At 68.5% G+C, this 20,323-nt stretch carries 19 protein-coding genes; all 19 read left to right on the forward strand.

All coding sequences use genetic code 11. From position 1 onward, the window contains the following. Window positions 1-46 precede the first annotated feature (46 nt). The 19 genes from ACSZL9_RS12215 (at window position 47) to tyrS (ending at window position 19,870) form a co-directional block, all read left to right on the forward strand. The gene (locus ACSZL9_RS12215; RefSeq protein WP_446665765.1) at window positions 47-1,453 is read left to right on the forward strand and encodes a cation:dicarboxylate symporter family transporter; all 1,407 of its coding nucleotides are present in this window, start codon (window positions 47-49) and stop codon (window positions 1,451-1,453) included. A 395-nt stretch (window positions 1,454-1,848) separates the two neighbouring features. After that, window positions 1,849-2,460 carry a translation initiation factor IF-3 gene (gene infC / locus ACSZL9_RS12220; RefSeq protein ID WP_446665766.1) on the forward strand — a complete coding sequence of 204 codons (612 nt, stop codon included), beginning with the start codon at window positions 1,849-1,851 and terminating at the stop codon, window positions 2,458-2,460. 101 nt (window positions 2,461-2,561) lie between these two features. Continuing rightward, on the forward strand, window positions 2,562-2,756 hold the full coding sequence (rpmI, locus tag ACSZL9_RS12225) for a 50S ribosomal protein L35 (protein ID WP_325551201.1): 195 nt from the start codon (window positions 2,562-2,564) through the stop codon (window positions 2,754-2,756). Between the two features lie 80 nt (window positions 2,757-2,836). Next, window positions 2,837-3,223, forward strand: coding sequence for a 50S ribosomal protein L20 (gene rplT, locus ACSZL9_RS12230; protein WP_440283112.1), 387 nt, complete (start codon window positions 2,837-2,839; stop codon window positions 3,221-3,223). Between the two features lie 42 nt (window positions 3,224-3,265). Next, window positions 3,266-4,075 carry a TrmH family RNA methyltransferase gene (locus ACSZL9_RS12235; protein ID WP_446665767.1) on the forward strand — a complete coding sequence of 270 codons (810 nt, stop codon included), beginning with the start codon at window positions 3,266-3,268 and terminating at the stop codon, window positions 4,073-4,075. Window positions 4,076-4,085: 10 nt separating this feature from the next. Continuing rightward, window positions 4,086-5,165: a sensor histidine kinase gene (locus ACSZL9_RS12240; RefSeq protein WP_446665768.1), complete on the forward strand. Its 1,080-nt coding sequence runs from the start codon at window positions 4,086-4,088 to the stop codon at window positions 5,163-5,165. 44 nt (window positions 5,166-5,209) lie between these two features. Next, window positions 5,210-6,133 (forward strand): aldo/keto reductase, encoded by a 924-nt coding sequence (locus ACSZL9_RS12245; protein ID WP_446665769.1) that lies wholly within the window; start codon window positions 5,210-5,212, stop codon window positions 6,131-6,133. A gap of 73 nt (window positions 6,134-6,206) precedes the next feature. Further along, window positions 6,207-7,301, forward strand: a complete 1,095-nt coding sequence (pheS, locus tag ACSZL9_RS12250) for a phenylalanine--tRNA ligase subunit alpha (protein WP_446665770.1) — start codon at window positions 6,207-6,209, stop codon at window positions 7,299-7,301. Then, window positions 7,301-9,829 carry a phenylalanine--tRNA ligase subunit beta gene (pheT, locus tag ACSZL9_RS12255; protein WP_446665771.1) on the forward strand — a complete coding sequence of 843 codons (2,529 nt, stop codon included), beginning with the start codon at window positions 7,301-7,303 and terminating at the stop codon, window positions 9,827-9,829. Before pheS ends, pheT begins: the two co-directional genes overlap by 1 nt. A 155-nt stretch (window positions 9,830-9,984) precedes the next feature. Further along, window positions 9,985-11,025, forward strand: coding sequence for an N-acetyl-gamma-glutamyl-phosphate reductase (argC, locus tag ACSZL9_RS12260; protein WP_446665772.1), 1,041 nt, complete (start codon window positions 9,985-9,987; stop codon window positions 11,023-11,025). 52 nt (window positions 11,026-11,077) lie between these two features. After that, window positions 11,078-12,229, forward strand: coding sequence for a bifunctional glutamate N-acetyltransferase/amino-acid acetyltransferase ArgJ (gene argJ / locus ACSZL9_RS12265; RefSeq protein ID WP_446665773.1), 1,152 nt, complete (start codon window positions 11,078-11,080; stop codon window positions 12,227-12,229). Between the two features lie 13 nt (window positions 12,230-12,242). After that, on the forward strand, window positions 12,243-13,223 hold the full coding sequence (argB, locus tag ACSZL9_RS12270; RefSeq protein ID WP_446665774.1) for an acetylglutamate kinase: 981 nt from the start codon (window positions 12,243-12,245) through the stop codon (window positions 13,221-13,223). Beyond that, window positions 13,220-14,407, forward strand: a complete 1,188-nt coding sequence (locus ACSZL9_RS12275) for an acetylornithine transaminase (protein ID WP_446665775.1) — start codon at window positions 13,220-13,222, stop codon at window positions 14,405-14,407. The genes argB and ACSZL9_RS12275 overlap by 4 nt, the downstream gene beginning before the upstream one ends. Continuing rightward, the gene (gene argF, locus ACSZL9_RS12280; protein ID WP_446665776.1) at window positions 14,404-15,351 is read left to right on the forward strand and encodes an ornithine carbamoyltransferase; all 948 of its coding nucleotides are present in this window, start codon (window positions 14,404-14,406) and stop codon (window positions 15,349-15,351) included. Before ACSZL9_RS12275 ends, argF begins: the two co-directional genes overlap by 4 nt. 27 nt (window positions 15,352-15,378) lie before the next feature. Next, window positions 15,379-15,879: an arginine repressor gene (locus ACSZL9_RS12285; RefSeq protein ID WP_446665777.1), complete on the forward strand. Its 501-nt coding sequence runs from the start codon at window positions 15,379-15,381 to the stop codon at window positions 15,877-15,879. A 68-nt stretch (window positions 15,880-15,947) separates the two neighbouring features. After that, complete coding sequence (gene argH / locus ACSZL9_RS12290) at window positions 15,948-17,393, forward strand: argininosuccinate lyase (RefSeq protein ID WP_446665778.1); 1,446 nt, start codon at window positions 15,948-15,950, stop codon at window positions 17,391-17,393. 19 nt (window positions 17,394-17,412) lie between these two features. Continuing rightward, entirely contained in the window at window positions 17,413-17,964 is a 552-nt protein-coding gene (locus ACSZL9_RS12295) for an AAA family ATPase (RefSeq protein WP_446665779.1), read from the forward strand. Beyond that, the gene (locus tag ACSZL9_RS12300) at window positions 17,951-18,547 is read left to right on the forward strand and encodes a DNA-3-methyladenine glycosylase (protein ID WP_446665780.1); all 597 of its coding nucleotides are present in this window, start codon (window positions 17,951-17,953) and stop codon (window positions 18,545-18,547) included. Before ACSZL9_RS12295 ends, ACSZL9_RS12300 begins: the two co-directional genes overlap by 14 nt. A 60-nt stretch (window positions 18,548-18,607) precedes the next feature. Next, window positions 18,608-19,870: a tyrosine--tRNA ligase gene (gene tyrS, locus ACSZL9_RS12305; protein ID WP_446665781.1), complete on the forward strand. Its 1,263-nt coding sequence runs from the start codon at window positions 18,608-18,610 to the stop codon at window positions 19,868-19,870. Window positions 19,871-20,323: the final 453 nt, after the last annotated feature.

The raw sequence follows: 20,323 nt of genomic DNA on the forward strand, positions 1-20,323 counted from the left end.
AGCAACGAACACCATCGGGCCCGGGACACGAGTTGTGGGAGATGTGATGAGCACACAGGTCGAGGACGGTGTCGCCGGCGGCGCGCCGGGCCCGAAGCGCACGAAGGACCGCACGCACTACTTGTATGCCGCCGTGGTGATCGCGATGATCGCCGGTATTGCCGTGGGCATCATCTGGCCGGACTTCGGGATCCAGCTGAAATGGCTCGGGACCGGATTCGTGAACCTCATCAAGATGATGATCTCACCGATCATCTTCTGCACGATCGTTCTCGGCATCGGATCGGTGCGCAAGGCGGCCGCCGTCGGGCGCATCGGCGGTCTCGCGCTGGGCTACTTCCTGACGATGTCCACGGTCGCGCTCGCCATCGGTCTGCTGGTCGGCAACGCCATACATCCGGGATCCGGTCTGCACCTGACCAAGGAGCTGGCCGCGACCGGTCACCAGCAGGTCGACGGCGAGGCCGGCGGCACCGTCGACTTCATCCTCGGCCTAGTCCCGGACACCCTGGTCTCCGCACTGACTTCGGGCTCGGTGCTGCAGGCGCTGCTGGTGGCGTTGCTGGTCGGCTTCGCCCTGCAGAAGCTCGGACCGGCGGGCGAGCCGATCCTGACCGGCATCAAGCACTGCGAACGCCTGGTCTTCCGACTGATGCAGATGATCATGTATGTCGCACCGGTCGGCGCGTTCGGCGCCATGGCCGCCGTTGTCGGGGCGACCGGCTGGAGGGCCCTGCAGGGACTCGCGGTGGTGATGATCGCGTTCTACCTGACGTGTTTCATCTTCGTCTTCGGCGTGCTCGGCGCGATCCTGTGGGTCGTCGCTCGTGTCAACGTCTTCTCGCTGCTGCGCTACCTGGGTCGTGAGTTCCTGCTGATCCTGTCGACATCGTCCTCGGAGTCGGCGCTGCCGCGGCTGATCGCCAAGATGGAGCACCTCGGGGTGTCCCGACCGGTCGTCGGCATCACCGTCCCGACCGGTTACTCGTTCAACCTGGACGGCACCGCGATCTATCTGACGATGGGTTCGTTGTTCATCGCCGATGCGCTCGACAAGCCGTTCAGCATCGGGCAGCAGATCTCGCTGCTGGTCTTCATGGTCATCGCGTCCAAGGGTGCGGCGGGTGTCACCGGCGCCGGCCTGGCAACCTTGGCCGGTGGCTTGCAGTCGCACCGCCCGGACCTGGTCGAGGGCGTCGGACTCGTCGTCGGCATCGACCGGATGATGAGCGAGGCCCGCGCCCTGACCAACTTCGCGGGCAACTCGATCGCGACCGTGCTGGTCGGCCACTGGACCGACAACCTGAACCGGACCCAGCTGGAGTCGGTGCTCAGCGGTGCCGCGCCGTTCGACGAGAGCATGCTGGAGGGCGGCTCCGAAGACGCCGCCGCCGCCCCAGAAGTCGCCGATCAGCCGGCCTCGATGGAAGATGACCGAGTGCCCGTCGGCTGACCCCGCCGGCCCCACTGCCCGGCCCCCGCAAACCAGGCCCCCATTCCGGCCAGTGACGGCTTCCTCGCCGAACGACGGTTGTATGAGGCCGTCGCTCGGCGAGGGCGCCGTCACTCGGCAGCGGGAGAGGCGCGGATTTCGGTCTGCGGTGCCCGCACTGTTATGGTTATGGCACCGACTGGTCCGACATGCGTCTGGCCGGTGTGCAAGAGAAGCCCCAAGCTTCCACCTCGCGCGGCAGCGATGTCGCCAGGTTCGGTCCAGCGATGACCAGGTCGTTGCAAGGCAGATCGTCGATCTACCCGGCATACGCCAGGCGTTGACTGTGCTGTCAGAGGCTTCTCGTGCACCACGATGGGTGACGAGGAGCCTTTCTTCGTTTCCCGCAGGTTGCATTGAACACGACGAAGGAGCTTCACATCAGCGCAGAGCCCCGTATCAACGACCGCATCCGGGTCCCGGAAGTGCGGTTGGTTGGGCCGAACGGAGAGCAGGTCGGGATCGTGCGCGTCGAAGACGCGCTGCGCCTGGCCGCCGAAGCGGACCTCGACCTGGTCGAGGTCGCACCCCAGGCCAAGCCGCCCGTGGCAAAGCTCATGGACTACGGCAAGTTCAAGTACGAAGCCGCCATGAAGGCCCGCGAGTCGCGGAAGAACCAGGTCAACACCGTCATCAAGGAGATCAAGCTCCGCCCCAAGATCGACCCGCACGACTACGGCACCAAGAAGGGCCACGTCGTGCGCTTCCTGTCGGCGGGCGACAAGGTCAAGGTGACGATCATGTTCCGTGGACGAGAGCAGTCTCGGCCGGAGCTCGGCTTCCGGCTGTTGCAGCGTCTCGCCGACGACGTCAAGGAGCTGGGCTTCGTGGAGAGCGCGCCCAAGCAGGACGGTCGCAACATGGTCATGGTGCTGGGACCGACCAAGAAGAAGGCGGAGGCGCGGGCCGAGGGCCGTCGCCGCCGCGAGCAGGCCCAGGCAGCGCAGACTGCCAGCGCCGAGGCCTGAAGTCAGCTGAGCCCCTCGCGCGAGCCCGATCCGCGCGAGTCCGCAACGAGCCATGCCCTGCGTGGGCTGGTGTCATCACGTAACAACGAAGGAGATCGGCTATGCCGAAGATGAAGACCCACAGCGGCGCCAAGAAGCGCTTCAAGATCAGCGGGTCCGGCAAGGTGATCCGGCAGCGCGCACGTCACGTCCACAAGTTCCAGGAGCGCACCAGCAGCCAGGCGCGCCGGTTGGTGCCCGACGTCGAGGCGTCCGCGGCCGACAGCAAGAAGATCAAGAAGCTGCTGGGCAAGTAAGCCCCACTTCACCGCACTCGTCGGTGCGACGGCCCTCAGGGCTGCACTGACGGACCACCAGCAATAAGAAGGAGATTCACGTGGCACGCGTGAAGCGGGCGGTCAACGCCCAGAAGAAGCGCCGGACCGTTCTGGAGCAGGCCAGCGGCTACCGCGGACAGCGTTCGCGGCTCTACCGCAAGGCCAAGGAGCAGGTCACCCACAGCATGGGTTACAGCTACCGCGACCGCCGGGCCCGGAAGGGCGACTTCCGTCGCCTCTGGATCCAGCGGATCAACGCCGGTGCTCGCGCCAACGGCATGACCTACAACCGGTTCATCCAGGGCCTGAAGGCTGCCGAGGTCGAGGTCGACCGTCGCATGCTCGCGGAGCTGGCCGTCAACGACGCCGCCGCGTTCACCGCGCTCGTCGAGATCGCCAAGGCGAACGTGCCGGCGACCGACGCCAAGGCCGACTCCGTCGCCTGACGCGGCTCGCCGCGCTCATTCGCACACACCGAACGCCGGTCCGTGACTCCGTCCGTCCTCACCAATCCTCGCGCTGAGCGGGTGAAGGCGGTCCGAGCACTGGGCCGGCGTTCGGCGCGTCAACGCGCGGGTCGATTCGTCGTCGACGGCCCGCAGGGCGTCCGCGAGGTCCTCCGATTCGCCCCGCACTCCGTGCTCGATCTGTATGTCGACAGGGCGGCACAGGACCGGCACGGCGACCTGGTGCAGCTTGCCCGGGACGCGAAAATCCATCTGCACCAATGCGATTCGGCGGTGATGGCCACCCTCGTCGACACGCAGCACCCCCAGGGCATCGTCGCCGTATGCCGCCCGGTCGACGTCCCGGTGGCCGATGCGCTCGCCGATGAGACGGGCTTCGTGGTGGTCCTCGCGCACGTGCGCGACCCGGGCAACGCCGGGACCGTCATACGCTCCGCGGACGCGGCGGGTGCCCGTGCGGTGATCCTGTCCGATGCGAGCGTCGACCTCTACAACCCCAAGGTGGTGCGCTCCACCGCCGGCTCCTTGTGGCACCTGCCGATCGCGCTCGGCGGCGACGTCGCGGGCATCATCGAGGCGTGCCGGTTCCGCGGTCGCCGGGTGCTGGCGGCCGACGGCGCCGGCACGACCCTGCTGCCCGACGCCGACCTGTCCGGTCCGCACGCTTGGCTGATGGGCAACGAGGCCTGGGGCCTCGACGAGGCGACACGAGGACTGGCCGATGACGTCGTGCGCGTCCCCATCCACGGGCATGCAGAGTCTCTGAACCTCGCCCTCGCGGCCACCGTGTGCATGTATGCCAGCGCCGACCGCCCGGACCGTGCTGGCTAGGCTCGCACCCGTGAGTCCTCCCGATCACGGACCGGCCGAGCCCGAGCTCGCGCTGGTGCTCTACCGGGCGCTGCTGGAGCAGTTGCCCGAGGGTGTGGTGGTCGCGGATGCCGACCGCAGGCTCGTCCTTTCCAGCGAGCGGGCCGAGCGCCTTACCGGCATACGGCTGTCCGAGCACACCGGCGAGGACGTCCGCGATGCCCTGCCGCTGGTGGCGAGCGACGGGCACTCGTTCTGGGCGAGCGCCGATCCGTGGGGCGGCCTACGCACTCTGTCCGGTTCACCCGAGCAACGTCTGCTGCTGCCTGAGGGGCGCAGCGTGCTCGCCGCGACGCGGCACGTCCGCTCGGGGCCGGATCGGCGGCTGCAATGGCTGGTGATGACCATGCGCAGCACGCGGACGCGTGACCGCATCGAGTCCGAGACGGCCGCTCTGGTGACGACTGTCGCGCACGAGCTGAGGTCGCCGCTGGGTGCCGTGCGCGGGTTCTCCCAGACCCTGCGCAACAGGTGGTCGCAGCTGCGCGACGACCAGAAGTTGTGGATGCTCGACGCCATCGAGACCGATGCCGGGCGGTTGCAGCGCCAGGTCGGCGAGCTGCTGGAGATCTCCCGGCTCGACACCGGCAGGCTGGTGCTGCGTCGGCGCGACGTCGACGTGCTCGCTCTGATCCGCAGCGCGATCCACCGCGTCGTCTCCGGTGGCGCCGACCCCGACAGGTTCCGGATCGTCAGCGAGTTCGACGAGGTGTGCTTCGTCGCCGATCCCGACCGGCTCGCCCAGGTGTTGTCCAACCTGCTCGACAACGCGATGCGGCACGGCCGCGGCACCGTCACCGTCGCCGTCGAACTTCGCCGTCGGGAGGTGCAGATCGAGGTGTCGGACGAGGGACCAGGGATCGCACCCGAGCACCGCGCCGCGGTCTTCACCCGCTTCTGGCAGGCGCGTGGCCGTGGTGGCAACGGCCTCGGTCTGTATGTCGTGCGCGGTCTGGTCGTTGCCCACGGCGGTCGGGTCGAGGTCGTCGACCGGCCCGGTGGCGCAACGTTCCGGCTGACGCTGCCCCGGGTGGCACCGGAGGGCAGCTGATCAATTAATCGGAGGCACCCTCCGTTTGGTGCTAGGCTGCCGGGATGAGTGGCACAAAGCGACCCGGGGGAGTCTTCGAGCTCGGTGGCCGGGCGGTCGCCCGCGTCGGGTATGGCGCCGGCAAGCTCGCCCATTTCGACAGTGACCCGGCGGCCGGGGTGGCCGTGCTGCACGCCGCCCGAGAGCTCGGCGTCGACCACATCGACACCGCGCAGTTCTACGGCGACGGGACCGCCAACCGCATCATCGGCCGTGCCTTCGGTGCGTCCACCGACGTGACGGTGGTCAGCAAGGTCGGCGCCGTGCGGGTGGACGCGCCGGTCCCGCTGGCGCCGGCGCAACGACCGGAACAGTTGCGGGCACAGGTCCACGACAACCTCCGGGCGCTGGGCCGCGACCGGCTCGACATCGTCAACCTGCGCCGGCTCGACACCGGCCCCGGGCTGCGGGCGACGGGCGATCAGGTCGTGGACATCGAGGATCAGCTCGCCGAGCTGGACACGTTGCGCGCTGCAGGCCTGGTCGGCGCGATCGGACTCAGCGCGGTCGACGTGCCGACGCTGCAGCAGGCGATGCCGGCAGGCATCGCCTGCGTCCAGAACGCCTACTCGTTGCTGTCGCGGGAAGCCGAGGAGGTCTTCACGACCTGCCGTGACGCGGGCATCGCCTGGGTTCCGTTCTGGCCGCTCGGCGGCGCGTTGCCGCCCGGTGTCGGCGACGCCATCGCACGATCCCCGCGGGTGGGGGACCATCCGGTCGTCCGGCGCATTGCCGGAGAGGCCGGTGTCACTGCAGCGCAGGTCGGCCTCGCCTGGTTGCTCGGGCACGGCGCCAACACCCTCGTCATACCCGGCACTACGCGCGTGGATCACCTGCGCGACAACATCGCCGCGGGTTCGCTGCGGCTGACCGCCGAGCAGACCGGTCAGCTGGACGAGGTTGGCCCCGCGCAGTCTCTCGGAGAGTAGGTCGGGGCCTCCACGAAGTATCGGAGGAGCGCAGCGGGGGAGAACTTCGTGGGGTGACCTAGACTCAGGCGCTGTGTCTGGTCCGAACACGTCATACGATCCCGTCGAGGTTGCTGCCCTCGACCCTGCAGCCGTCGAGCAAGCCGTCCAGGATGCGTTGCGGGCGTTTGCCGACGCCTCGACGCTGGACGAGCTGAAGGCGGCGCGCACCGCGCACAGCGGTGACAAGAGCCCGCTCGCGCTCGCCAACCGAGAGATCGGGGCACTGCCGCCATCGGCGAAGGCCGAGGCCGGCAAGCGGGTCGGGCAGGCGCGCGGGCAGGTCGGTGCGGCGCTCAAGAAGCGCCAGGCCGAGCTGGAGACCGAGCGCGACGAACGCATCCTGGTCGAGGAGTCCGTCGACGTCACGATGGTCCCGGGGCGGCAGCCGGTCGGTCGCCGCCACCCGGTCGACCTGATGGGCGAGCGCATCGCCGACCTGCTGGTCGGCATGGGCTGGGAGATCGCCGAAGGTCCCGAGGTCGAGGCCGAGTGGTTCAACTTCGACGCACTCAACTTCGACGTCGACCACCCGGCCCGGCAGATGCAGGACACCTTCTCCATCGCACCCGAGGACAGCGGGCTGGTGCTGCGCACGCACACCTCGCCGGTGCAGGCGCGCTCGCTGCTCGAGCGCGGAGTGCCGCTCTACATCGGGTGCCTCGGCCGTGTCTACCGCACCGACGACCTGGACGCGACGCACATGCCCGCGTTCCACCAGATCGAGGGCCTGGCCGTCGACAAGGGCATCACGATGGCCAACCTGAAGGGCACCCTGGACCGGATGGCGACCGAGCTGTTCGGCGAAGGCATCACGACCCGGCTGCGTCCGTCGTTCTTCCCCTTCACCGAGCCCTCCGCCGAGATGGACCTGCGCTGCTTCGTCTGTCGCGGCGAGGATCCCGAGTGCCGGTCCTGCAGCGGCACCGGCTGGATCGAGTGGGGCGGCTGTGGCATGGTCAACCGAAATGTGTTGCAGGCGTGCGGGATCGACCCCGACGTCTACACCGGCTTCGCCTTCGGCATGGGCATCGACAGGGCATTGCAGTTCCGCACCGGGCAGTCCGACATGCGGGAGCTGATCGAGGGAGACGTGCGCTTCGACGCGCAGTTCGGGATGGAGATCTGATGCGGATTCCGTTGGACTGGCTGGGGGAGTACGCCGAGCTCGGCGACGACGTCACCGGCGCCTCCGTGGCGGCGTCACTGGTGCGTGTCGGCCTCGAGGAGGAGGGCCTGCACGGCGGCGAGGTGACCGGGCCCTTGGTCGTCGGCACTGTGCTGACCATGGAGCCGGAGCCGCAGAAGAACGGCAAGACGATCAACTGGTGCACGGTCGACGTCGGCGACGCCAACGGCACCGGCGAGCCGCAGGGGATCGTCTGCGGAGCGCACAACTTCGCCGTCGGTGACCAGGTCGTGGTGGTGCTGCCGGGCGCGGAACTGCCTGGTGGCTTTGCCATTTCGGCCCGCAAGACCTACGGGCACGTCTCGGCCGGCATGATCTGCGCGGCCGACGAGCTGGGTCTGCCCGACGACGGATCCGGTGGGATCATCCGGCTGGCCGACCGGCTGCCGGGGGCTGACCTCAAGCCCGGTCAGGACGCCATACCGCTGCTGGGGCTGGACCGCGAGACCGTCGAGATCAACGTCACGCCGGACCGTGGCTACTGCTTCGCCATCCGAGGAGTGGCGCGGGAATACACGCTGTCCGAGGGCAACGCGTTCACCGACCCGGCCGCGGAGCTCGCCGCCGCGGCGCCAGCCGGCAACGCCGACGGTCATCCGGTGCAGGTGCGCGACGACGCGCCGTTGCGCGGTGTCGTCGGGTGTGACCGGTTCGTGGCGCGCATCGTGCGCGGTGTCGACGTGTCGGCGCCGACCCCGGCCTGGATGGCGACCCGGCTCACCGAGGCGGGGATGCGCCCGATCTCGCTGCCGGTCGACGTCACCAACTACGTCATGCTCGGCCTCGGCCAGCCGCTGCACGCCTACGACCTCGCAACCATCGACGGACCGATCGTGGTGCGTCGCGCGCGTGCCGGTGAGAAGCTGAAAACCCTTGACGGCACTGAGCGTTCGCTCTTTCCCGAGGACCTGCTGATCACCGACGGCGGCGAGCGCGGGCTCGGCATCGCAGGTGTCATGGGCGGCTTCGACTCCGAGGTCAGCGACAGCACCACCGATTTCCTCATCGAGGGTGCGCACTTCGACCCGATCACCGTGGCGCGCTCAGCCCGCCGGCACAAGCTGCCCTCCGAGGCGTCCAAGCGCTTCGAGCGTGGCGTGGACCCGCAGCTCGCTCCCGCCGCGGTCGAGCTCGTCGTGCGGCTGCTGGTCGAGTTCGGTGGCGGCACCGTGGACGCCGGGGTCACGGATCTCGACAACGTCAGCGCGCCGGAGGAGATTGCGTTCGAGCCGCAACTCGCGTCCCGCCTGATCGGCATGCCCTACACCGACGAGCAGGTGGCGCAGGTGCTGCGCGACGTCGGCTGCGAGGTCGACGACGCTGCACAGGTATGGCGGGTGACCCCGCCGAGCTGGCGCCCCGACCTGCACACCGGACCGGACCTCGTCGAAGAGGTCGCGCGGGTCGTCGGCTACGACCAGATCCCTTCGGTGCTGCCAACCCCGCCCGGTGGCCGCGGTCTGACTCACGGCCAACATGTTCGCCGGGTCGTGGCCAACCTCCTTGCGGCGCGCGGGTTCAGCGAGATCTGGTCCGCGCCGTTCACCAGCGACGAGCGGCACGCGGCGCTCGGCTACCCCGTCGAGGCAGCCCGGGCGCGGACCGTGCGGATCGCCAACCCGCTGTCCGAGGAGCAGCCGCTGATGCGCATCTCGCTGCTGTCGACGATGGTCGACGCCTTGAAGCGCAACGTCGCACGCGGCTTCAAGGACGTCGCACTCTTCGAGCAGGGTCTGGTCGTCGCGCTGGACGGCCCGCAGCAGCCCGCGCCGTCCTCGCCGGTCGGTGTGCTGCCCGACCCCGAACTGCTGGACCGCATCCGTGCAGCGGTGCCACCGCAGCCGCGCCACCTCGCGGTGCTGATGAGCGGCGAGGCCACCCACGGCGGGTGGTGGGGCAGCGGTCGTCCGGCCGACTGGAGCGACGCGGTCGCCGCCGTCCGCGGTGTCGCCGAGGCCCTCGCGGTGCCGCTGCAGGTCGCTGCGTCGGACGCGACGCCATACCACCCGGGGCGCTGCGCGGAGTTCACCCTGGCCGACGGGACCCTCGTCGGCCACGCGGGTGAGTTGCACCCGAAGGTCGTGCAGAAAGTAGGCATCCCGCCGCGCACCGTCGGCGCCGAGATCGACCTCGACGTGCTGATCGCCGCGAGCGACCGTGCGGTTCCTTCGACGCCGATCAGCACGATGCCGGCGGCCACCAGCGATGTCGCTCTCGTCGTCGACCGGGAGGTCGTCGCTGCGTCGGTCGAGGCCGCGCTGCGCGAGGGTGCCGGGCCGATGCTGGAGTCGATCCAGCTCTTCGACTCCTATCAGGGTGACCAGGCCGGTGACGGCAAGAAGTCGCTCGCCTACCGGATGGTGTTCCGCGCTGCGGACCGCACGCTGAAGACCGAGGAGGTCAACAAGGCGCGCGACGCCGCGGTGGCGTCGGCGGGCGCTGCGACGGGCGCGACCCAGCGCGCCTGAGCCCCGCTCCTTCGCCGAGAGGCACCCCTTTTACCGAGCGGACCGTCGATTCCGTCGGGAAATGGGCCCAATCGGTGGTCCTCTCGGCAATCGGCGGGCCTGTCGGCGAGAGAAACATCGTGCATTGATATTCGCTGACGTGTATAGTCATGCACATGACTTCAGTCGCCGTCGCCGGAGCCAGTGGGTATGCCGGTGGAGAGATCCTGCGCCTGCTCGTCGGTCACCCGGAGGTGGAGATCGGTGCCGTCACGGCGGCATCCTCGGCCGGTGACCCGCTGGGCGCGCACCAGCCGCACCTCGCACCGCTGACCGACCGGGTCCTGCAACCGACGACCGCGGAGACACTCGCCGGGCACGACGTGGTGTTCCTCGCGCTGCCGCACGGGGCTTCGGCGAGTCTGGCGACACAACTCGCCGACGAGGTGACGGTGATCGACTGCGGCGCCGACTTCCGGCTCGCCGACGCCGATGCATGGCAGGAGTTCTACGGCTCGACCCACGCCGGCACGTGGGCCTACGGCCTGCCGGAGCTGGTCGTGGAGGGCGGCGGCAAGCAGCGGGCCCAACTAGCCGGCGCCCGGCACATCGCGGTCCCGGGTTGTTATCCGACGGCGGCCTCGCTCGCGCTGGCTCCGGCCTTCGCGGCGGGCCTGGCGGCAGGGGACGTCGTCATCGTGGCTGCCAGCGGGACCTCCGGTGCCGGGAAATCGCTCAAACCGCACCTGCTCGGCGCCGAGTCGATGGGGTCGATGAGTCCGTATGGCGTGGGCGGCGGCCATCGTCATACGCCCGAGATCGAGCAGAACCTCTCCCGGGCGAGCGGGCAGGACATTTCGGTGTCGTTCACCCCGACGCTCGCGCCGATGCCCCGCGGCATCCTGGCGACCTGCACGGCCGCGGTCGCACCCGGCACGACGACCGCGCAGGTGCGTGCCGCATACGCCGAGGCGTATGACGACGAGACGTTCGTGCAGCTGCTGCCGGAGGGTTCCTGGCCCTCGACCGCTGCAGTGCTCGGCTCCAACAACGTGCAGGTGCAGGTGACGGTCGACGAGCGGGTCGGTCGGGTGATCGTGATCGCCGCCGAGGACAACCTCACCAAGGGCACGGCCGGGGGAGCGGTCCAATGCCTCAACCTGGCAAAGGGATTCGAGGAGTCCCTCGCGCTGCCGACGGTCGGAGTCGCCCCATGACACGCGTCGGTGGAGTAGCGACCCGGATCGAGACCAGCAACGGAGACAAACCGTGAGTGTGACTGCAGCACAAGGATTTCGGGCGTCGGGAGTGGTTGCCGGGCTGAAGCCCAGCGGCAAGGCCGACGTGGCCGTGGTGGTCAACGACGGTCCGGCACACGTCGCCGCCGCGGTGTTCACCAGCAACCGGGTCGAGGCTGCGCCGGTGACGTGGTCACGGCAGGTGGCCACCGACGGTCGCGCCGACGCGGTCATCCTCAACTCCGGCGGCGCCAATGCGATCACGGGGGCGCAGGGTTTCGCCGACACGCACGCGACTGCAGAGCACGTCGCGGGCCTGCTCGAGGTGTCCGCCGGGGATGTCGTGGTCTGCTCGACCGGTCTGATCGGTGAGCTGCTGCCGATGCCGAAACTCCTTGCAGGTGCTGACGATGCCGTGAATGCGCTGTCCGCAGAGGGCGGTTCGGCGGCTGCGGAAGCGATCATGACCACCGACACCGTGGCGAAGCAGGCAGTGGTCAGCAAGGACGGCTGGACCGTCGGCGGTATGGCGAAGGGCGCGGGCATGCTCGCTCCCGCGCTGGCCACGATGCTGGTCGTCGTCACCACCGATGCGCTGCTGGAGGAGTCCGAGGCCGATGAGGCGCTGCACGCGGCGACATCGGTCACCTTCGACCGGATCGACTCCGACGGCTGCCAGTCGACCAACGACACCGTGCTGCTGATGGCGTCCGGGGCGTCCGGGGTCCGACCGGATCCCGCAGACTTCGATGCAGCGCTGACTCAGGTGTGCGCGGACCTGGCGCAGCAACTGATCAGCGACGCCGAGGGGGCCGCGCACGACATCGCGATCGAGGTCGTCCACGCGGCGGACCTCGACGATGCGCTCGAGGTGGGCCGGTCCATCGCGCGCAACAACCTCTTCAAGTGCGCGATCTTCGGTCAGGACCCCAATTGGGGCCGGATTCTCGCTGCGGTCGGCACGACATCCGCCCAGTTCGAGCCGCATCGACTTGCGGTGTCGATCAACGGGATCCAGGTCTGTCGCGACGGCGGTGTCGGCGAGGACCGTTCGCTCGTCGACCTCAGCGGCCGTGACGTCCACGTGGTCGTCGACCTGGCCGCCGGCGATCAGCACGCGACGATCCGGACCAACGACCTGACCCACGACTACGTCCACGAGAACTCGGCCTACTCCACATGAAGACCCACACGCAATGAAACGCATACCCACCGACCTCGCCACCGCGGCCGCCAAGGCGACCACCCTCGTCCAGGCATTGCCGTGGCTCGAGCGCTTCCGTGGCGCGCTGGTCGTGATCAAGTACGGCGGCAACGCCATGATCGACGACGAGCTGAAGGCGGCCTTCGCCCAGGACGTCGCGTTCCTGCGGTATGCCGGGCTGCGCCCGGTGGTCGTGCACGGCGGCGGCCCGCAGATCCAGCGGATGCTCGACCGGCTGGACATTGCCTCGGAGTTCAAGGCGGGCTTGCGGGTCACGTCCTCGGAGGCGATGGACGTTGTGCGAATGGTGTTGACCGGACAGGTTTCTCGCGAGTTGGTCGGCCTGATCAACCAGCACGGTCCGCTCGCCGTCGGCATGTCGGGGGAGGACGGTGCACTGTTCGGCGCGCGCCGGCGGGGTGCCGTGGTGGACGGCGAGACGGTCGACATCGGACACGTCGGTGACGTGGTCACGGTCAACCCCGACGCGGTGCAGGACCTGCTCGCGGCGGGTCGGATCCCGGTCGTGTCATCGGTCGCTCCCGACATCGACTCCGACAGCGACGTCCTCAACGTCAACGCCGACACCGCTGCCGCCGCGCTGGCCGTCGCCCTCGATGCACACAAACTGGTCGTGCTGACCGATGTCGAAGGCATCTATGCCGATTGGCCGGATCGCGACAGTCTGCTCAGCGCGCTGCCGGTCACCCAGGCGGTGGAGTTGATGAGCCGCGTCGACGCGGGCATGGTCCCCAAGTTGGAGGCGTGTGTGCGCGCCATACGAGGTGGGGTGCCGCAGGCACACGTTGTCGACGGGCGATCGCCGCATTCGATCCTGCTGGAGATCTTCACTGACGAGGGCATCGGCACCATGGTCACGCCCGATGATCCCGACACCGCTGGTCGAGTTGGGCGCAGCGCCGACAGAGACGACTCTGCCCGTATCGAGACCAACGAGAAGGAGACACCGTGACATCGAATACTGAGTTTTTGCAACGCTATTCGGACAGCATCCTCGGCGTGTTCGGCACGCCGCCGCTGGTGCTCGACCGCGGCGACGGTTGCTACGTGTGGGATGTCGACGGGCGACGCTACCTCGATCTGGTCGGCGGCATCGCGGTCAACGCGCTCGGTCATGGCCACCCTGCCCTGGTGTCGGCGATCTCCAAGCAAGCTGCCGAGGCAGTGCACGTCTCGAACCTCTTCACCTCGCCGGGACAGATCGCACTGGCCGAGCGGCTGCTGCAGGTGTCCGGTGCGCCGGACGGCTCGAAGGTGTTCTTCGCCAACTCCGGCGCCGAATCCATCGAGGCTGCAATCAAACTCGCGCGGCGGACCGGCCGCACCGGCATCGTCGCAGCGGAGCGCGCCTTCCACGGCCGGACGACCGGTGCTCTGGCACTGACGCACAAAGCCGCCTACCGCGAGCCGTTCGAGCCGCTGCTCCCCGGCGTCACACATGTCCCGTATGACGACGTCGCAGCGCTGCGTGCCGCGGTGGACGAGACGACCAGCGCTGTCGTGCTCGAGCCGGTGCAAGGAGAGGCGGGTGTCATTGCTCCCGCGATCGACTTCCTGCAGGAGGCCCGTGAGATCACCACGGCCGCAGGGGCGTTGCTGATCATCGACGAGATCCAGACCGGCATCGGGCGCACCGGGCAGTGGTTCGGCTTCCAGCACGCCGGCATCGTGCCGGACGCAGTCACCGTGGCCAAGGGACTCGGTGGCGGTGTGCCGATCGGTGCGCTGATCACCTTCGGCCCGCACGTTTCGGGTCTGCTCACGGCCGGTCAGCACGGCACGACCTTCGGCGGCAACCCACTGGCCGCTGCAGCCGGCCTCGCCGTGCTGGACACGATCGAGCAGCAGGACCTCTTGGCACACGTCGAAGCTGCCGGTGATCATCTGGCGGAATCCGTTGCGGCTGCGAAGATTCCGCACGTGACAGGCGTGCGCGGCGCCGGCCTACTGCGCGCGATCACCCTCGACGAGCCGATCGCCGCCGCGGTGATGACAGCTGCCCGCGCGGGCGGATTCATCATCAACGCCGTGGCGCCGGACGCGATCCGGCTGGCACCGCCGCTCGTCATACAACCGGAGCAGTTGGACGACTTCGTCGCCGCGCTCCCCGACATCATCGAAGAGGCGACCGCATGACCAGCGCACCAGGCACCACCAGGCACTTCTTGCGCGACGACGACCTCACACCGGCGGAGCAGGCGGCAGTGCTCGATCGGGCCGCGCAGCTCAAGGCAGACCGCTTCGCGCTGCGACCGCTGGACGGTCCGCGAGTCGTGGCGCTGATCTTCGACAAGCCGACGCTGCGCACGCAACTGTCCTTCACCGTCGGTGTCGCCGAGCTCGGCGGGCACCCGATGGCCGTCGACGGCAAGCTCGCACAGATCGGTTCGCGCGAGTCGGTCGCCGACGTGACTCGGGTGATCGAGCGTCAGGTCGCCGCGATCGTATGGCGCACCTACGCGCAGGCCAGCATCGAGGAGATGGCCGCGAATTCCTCTGTGCCGGTGGTGAATGCGCTGACCGACGACTTCCACCCGTGTCAGATCCTCGCCGACCTGCTCACCATCCGCGAGCACAAGGGGGAGCTCGCCGGACTGACGATGACGTATGTCGGTGACGGCGCCAACAACATGGCGCACTCCTACCTGCTCGGGGGTGCCACAGCGGGAATGAAGGTGCGGATCGGTGCGCCGACGACGCACCAACCCCGCGCCGACATCCTGCAGCGCGCCGCCGAGATCGCCACCGAGACGGGTGGGTCCGTGCAGGTGACCGACGATCCGGTGGCTGCGGTCCTGGGAGCCGACGTGGTCATCACCGACACGTGGGTGTCGATGGGCCAGGAGGCGGAAGCCGGTGACCGCAAGGGGGACGAGAGCCCCTTCACCAAGTTCGCGGTCGACAGTTCCCTGGTCAGCCATGCAGCCACTGACGCGATCGTCATGCACTGCCTTCCGGCCTATCGCGGCTTCGAGATCTCCGGCGACGTGATCGACGGCCCGCAGTCTGTCGTCTGGGACGAGGCCGAGAACCGCTTGCACGCGCAGAAGGCCGTGCTGTCGTTCCTGCTCGAATCATGATGTGCGGCAACCGGATCGGACACTGACATGACGACCAACGACAGTTCCCTCGCCGCCAACCGCACTGCTCGCCAGCAGCGGATCGTCGAGATCCTGACCCGTGAGGCGATCGGCTCGCAGGCGTCGCTCGCGCAGCGACTGAAGGCCGACGGTGTGCAGACGACGCAGGCGACGCTCTCCCGTGACCTGGTGGAGCTCGGTGCCGTCAAGGTGCGCCACGGCCGAGAGCTGGTCTACGCGCTTCCCGGTGAAGGCGGGGACCGGTCATTGGTCAGTGGTGCCACCGCGGATGCGGACTCTCGACTTCGGCGGATCTGCGGCGAATTGCTCGTGACCGCAACAGTTTCGGGAAATATGGTGGTGTTGCGCACCCCTCCGGGCGCAGCGAACTTCCTTGCCTCCGCCATAGACCATGCCGATCTGCAGCACGTGCTCGGCACGATCGCCGGAGACGACACGATCCTGATCATCGCGGCCGACGAGCGAGCGGACGCGGTCGGCGAGCAGCTGCTGGAGCTGGCCGGCTGACCCGTGCACCGCCGGAGGCCGCACAATCGAAATCACCACCGCACGACGACAGATGAGAGTGAGCACTCGTGACCGACGCAGCAGAACGACTCAGCCTCTGGGGCGGCCGCTTCGCCGGCGGGCCGGCCGACGCCCTGGCAGCGCTGTCGAAGTCGACACACTTCGACTGGCGGCTGGCGCCATACGACATCGCCGGCTCCAAGGCACATGCCCGGGTGCTGCATGCAGCAGGCCTGCTCGACGAGGACGCCCTGGCGGCGATGCTCACCGCACTCGAACAGCTCGCGACGGACGTCAAGGACGGCAGCTTCGCGCCGGCCACCGATGACGAGGACGTGCACACGGCGTTGGAGCGCGGGCTGATCGAGCGAGCCGGTGCCGACGTCGGTGGTCGACTGCGTGCCGGACGGTCCCGCAACGACCAGGTGGCGACGCTCTTCCGGATGTACCTGCGTGATCACGCCCGGCTCGTCTCCGGCCTGCTGTTGGACGTCGTCGACGCGCTGGTGGCGCAGGCGGATACGCATCTGACGGTGGCGATGCCAGGGCGCACGCACCTGCAGCACGCACAGCCTGTTCTGCTCGCCCATCACCTGCTCGCGCACGCCTGGGCGTTGCTCCGGGACGTCGAGCGGTTCCGGGACTGGGACCGGCGTGCGGACGAATCGCCATACGGCTCAGGGGCGCTGGCCGGATCCTCGCTGGGGCTGGACCCGCTCGCCGTCGCCACCGACCTGGGGTTCAGCCGGTCGACCCGCAACTCCATCGACGGCACGGCGGGCCGTGACTTCGTCGCCGAATTCTGTTTCGTGGCAGCGATGTCCGCGGTCGACGTCTCTCGTATTGCCGAAGAGGTCGTGCTGTGGGCGACCAAGGAGTTCTCCTTCGTCACGCTCGACGACGCCTTCTCCACCGGGTCGAGCATCATGCCGCAGAAGAAGAACCCCGACGTCGCCGAGCTCGCCCGAGGCAAGGCCGGCCGGCTGGTCGGCGACCTGGCCGGACTGATGACCACCTTGAAAGCACTGCCGCTGGCCTACAACCGGGACCTGCAGGAGGACAAGGAGCCGGTCTTCGACGCCGTGGACACGCTCGAGGTGCTGCTTCCGGCCTTCTCCGGGATGGTCGCGACGCTGACGTTCCACCCGGATCGGCTCAATTCGCTTGCCCCGCAAGGGTTTGCGCTGGCGACCGACGTGGCGGAGTGGTTGGTGAAGCAGGGCGTTCCCTTCCGGGTCGCGCACGAGGTCGCAGGGGAGTGCGTTCGGGTCTGCGAGTCGCGGGACATCGAGCTGTGGGACCTGACCGACGAGGACCTGGCTGCGATCAACCCGGCGCTGACACCGGAGGTGCGTTCGGTCCTGAGCGTCGAGGGCTCGCTTTCCTCGCGCGATGGTGTCGGTGGCACGGCGCCGGTCCGGGTGGCCGAGCAACTGCAGCAGGCACGAGACGCCTCTGCCGCAGTTCGGGAGTGGGCCGGGCAGGAGCTCGACTTCCCGCAGCGGGTCCGCTGAGGTCTGCGACACTGCGGTCGTGACCTTCATCGTGCAACTGGTCGGCCCGCCGGCGTCCGGCAAGCGGACCATCGGTGCGCTTCTCGCAGAGCGGACCGGCGCCGCGCTGATCGACAACCACCTGGTCAACGACCCCGTCTTCACCGCGATCGGCGCCGACGGTTTCGGACAGCTACCGAAGTCGGCGTTCGTACTGGCCAAACGAGTCGCCGAGGTGGTCCACGAGGCCGTCCTGGCCGCGCCCGCCGAGCTCGGCCACATCTTCACCAAATTCTGGGTGGACGAGCCGGGTGACGCCGCGCAGGAGGTTCAGATGCGTGCACTGGCACAGCGTCGCGGTGTGCCCTTCTATCCGGTCTGGCTGACCTGCGACGCGGACGAGCTGTGCCGACGGGTGGTCCTGCCGGAGCGCCGGACGCGCAACAAGATGCGCGACCCGGATGCCCTGGCCGATCTGATCCGGATGCCCGTGCTCCCGACGCCGGACGACGCTCTGCAACTGGACACCACGCAGCTCGACGCCGACGAGGCAGCGGCAGAGATTCTGGCCTGGATCGATGCGCACCACTGAACCGTTCCGGACCGCGCACGCGCTGCTCGGCTCGCGACTGGTCGGGCGCGGAGTCGCCATACGCGTGACGGAGGTCGAGGCGTATGCCGGTGAGCGTGACCCAGGCTCACACGCATTCCGCGGCCGCACTCCGCGCACCGAGATCATGTTCGGCCCGGCCGGGCACCTCTACTGCTACTTCAGCTACGGCATGCACGTGTGCTGCAACTACGTGTGTGGCCCGGACGGCACGGCCGCCGCGGTGCTGCTGCGCGCCGGGGAGGTCGTGGAGGGGATCGATCTCGCCCGGGAACGCCGCGGGTCCGCGCCCGATCGCAACCTGGCACGCGGACCTGCCTGCCTGACGCGCGCGCTCGGCATCGGCCTGGACGACAACGGGGTCGACCTGCACGACGGAACGTCCGCAGTGCAGGTCCAGTGGGGTGAGCCGGTGCCTGCGGCGTTGATCCGCAGCGGCCCGCGGGTCGGGGTGAGCGGTCCCGGCGGCGACGGCGAGACATACCCCTGGCGGTTCTGGATCGACGGCGACCCGACGGTGTCGGCATACCGATCGGCGAAACCGCGTCGTCGCCGCAAGAGCTGATACGGCAGGCTTGTCCCGGCGGTCACCTCCGCCATACAACCCGAGAGGACGGAAAACATCGTGAGCGAGATCTTCGACGAGCTGCAGTGGCGTGGCTTGGTGGCGCAGACCACCGATGAGTCCGCGCTGCGAAAGGCACTCGCCGACGGGCCGCTGACGATGTATGTCGGGTTCGACCCGTCCGCAGACTCGCTGCACATCGGCAACCTCGTGCAGTTGATCGTCGCGCGCAAGATGCAGCGCGCCGGCCACCGGGTGCTGTGCCTGGTCGGCGGATCGACAGGCCTGATCGGTGACCCCAAACCCGACTCCGAGCGGGTGATGCGCAGCAAGGACGAGGTCGCGGCAGCCGTCGCCCTCATCCGTCAGCAGGCCGAGGCACTGCTCGACTTCGACGGCGACAACCCGGCCATGATGGTCAACAACCTCGACTGGACCGAGCCGATCTCGGCGCTGGACTTCCTGCGTGACTACGGCAAGCACTTCCGCGTCAACGCGATGCTCAAGAAGGACGCGGTGTCGCGCCGGCTGAACAGCGACCAGGGGATCAGCTACACCGAGTTCAGCTACCAGATCCTGCAGGGCCTGGACTTCCTGCACCTCTACCGGGCAGAGGGCTGCACACTGCAGCTCGGCGGCAGCGACCAGTGGGGCAACCTCCTTGCCGGCGTCGACCTGATCCACTCGGCGGAGGGTGTCTCCGTGCACGCGATGACGACGCCGTTGATCACCGACGCTGCAGGCCGCAAATACGGCAAGTCGGAAGGCAATGCTCTCTGGCTCAACCCGGACCGTATGTCGCCATACGCCTTCTACCAGTTCTGGATCAACTTGGACGACGCCGATGTCATCGACAAGATGCGCGTCTTCACCGACCTCGACAAGAGCACGATCGACGACTACGCGCGCCAAGTCGCGGAGGAGCCCTTCCGACGCGCCGCGCAGAAGACGATCGCGGCGGAGATGACCACTCTCGTGCACGGTGCCGACGCCACGGCCGCTGTGCAGGCAGCGTCGGAGGCGCTCTTCGGCAAGGGCGACGTCGCCGGCCTCGACGAGCGCACACTGCAGGACGCGACGGCCGAGCTGCCTGGCGGACAAGTGGCACCCGGAACAAGCGTGGTGGACGCCCTGATCGCGGTGGGGATCGCCGAGTCACGGAACGCCGCGCGCCGGCTCATCGGTGAAGGTGGCGTCTCGGTCAACAACGTCAAGGTCACCGATGCCGAGGCGGAGCTCTCGGCGGAGGACTTCCTGCACGGCCGTGTCGCCCTGCTGAAGCGGGGGCGCAAGCACCTCGCCGCAGCCCGCTCCGAGGGCTGATCTGCGACCGGCCCAACGGGCGACCCACGTCGGCCTCGTTCCGCGCGAAAAGCGCGGGACGGGGCCGATTTGCGTGCGCCTCCGCCGCTGGGTAATGTTTCGCCTCGCGCCTCGGACGAAGCGCACCACGGCTCACAGCCGGAGTGCTCGACATCACGAAGCGCAGGGACGGCCCCAGGTTGTCTGCAGCAGCGGACATCAGGTAAGGTTGACCCTCGTTGCCCAGGGAGGCACGGACACCCCGACGTGAGTCACGGTGGCCGGTCCCAGAGCAGCAAATCCACTTTCTCACGATCTTTCAGATCGCTTTCGGTTTCGCCGAAAACACCGATTTGGAAGGCGCCGGAGAGGGTGTTAAGTTTAAGAAGCCCCAAGAGCGAAGCACAAAAAAGCGGAGCAAAAGGGCGCGGTCGTTTTTTGAGAACTCAACAGCGTGTCGAATGATTGATGCCA

Source organism: Flexivirga sp. B27 (assembly GCF_052905685.1).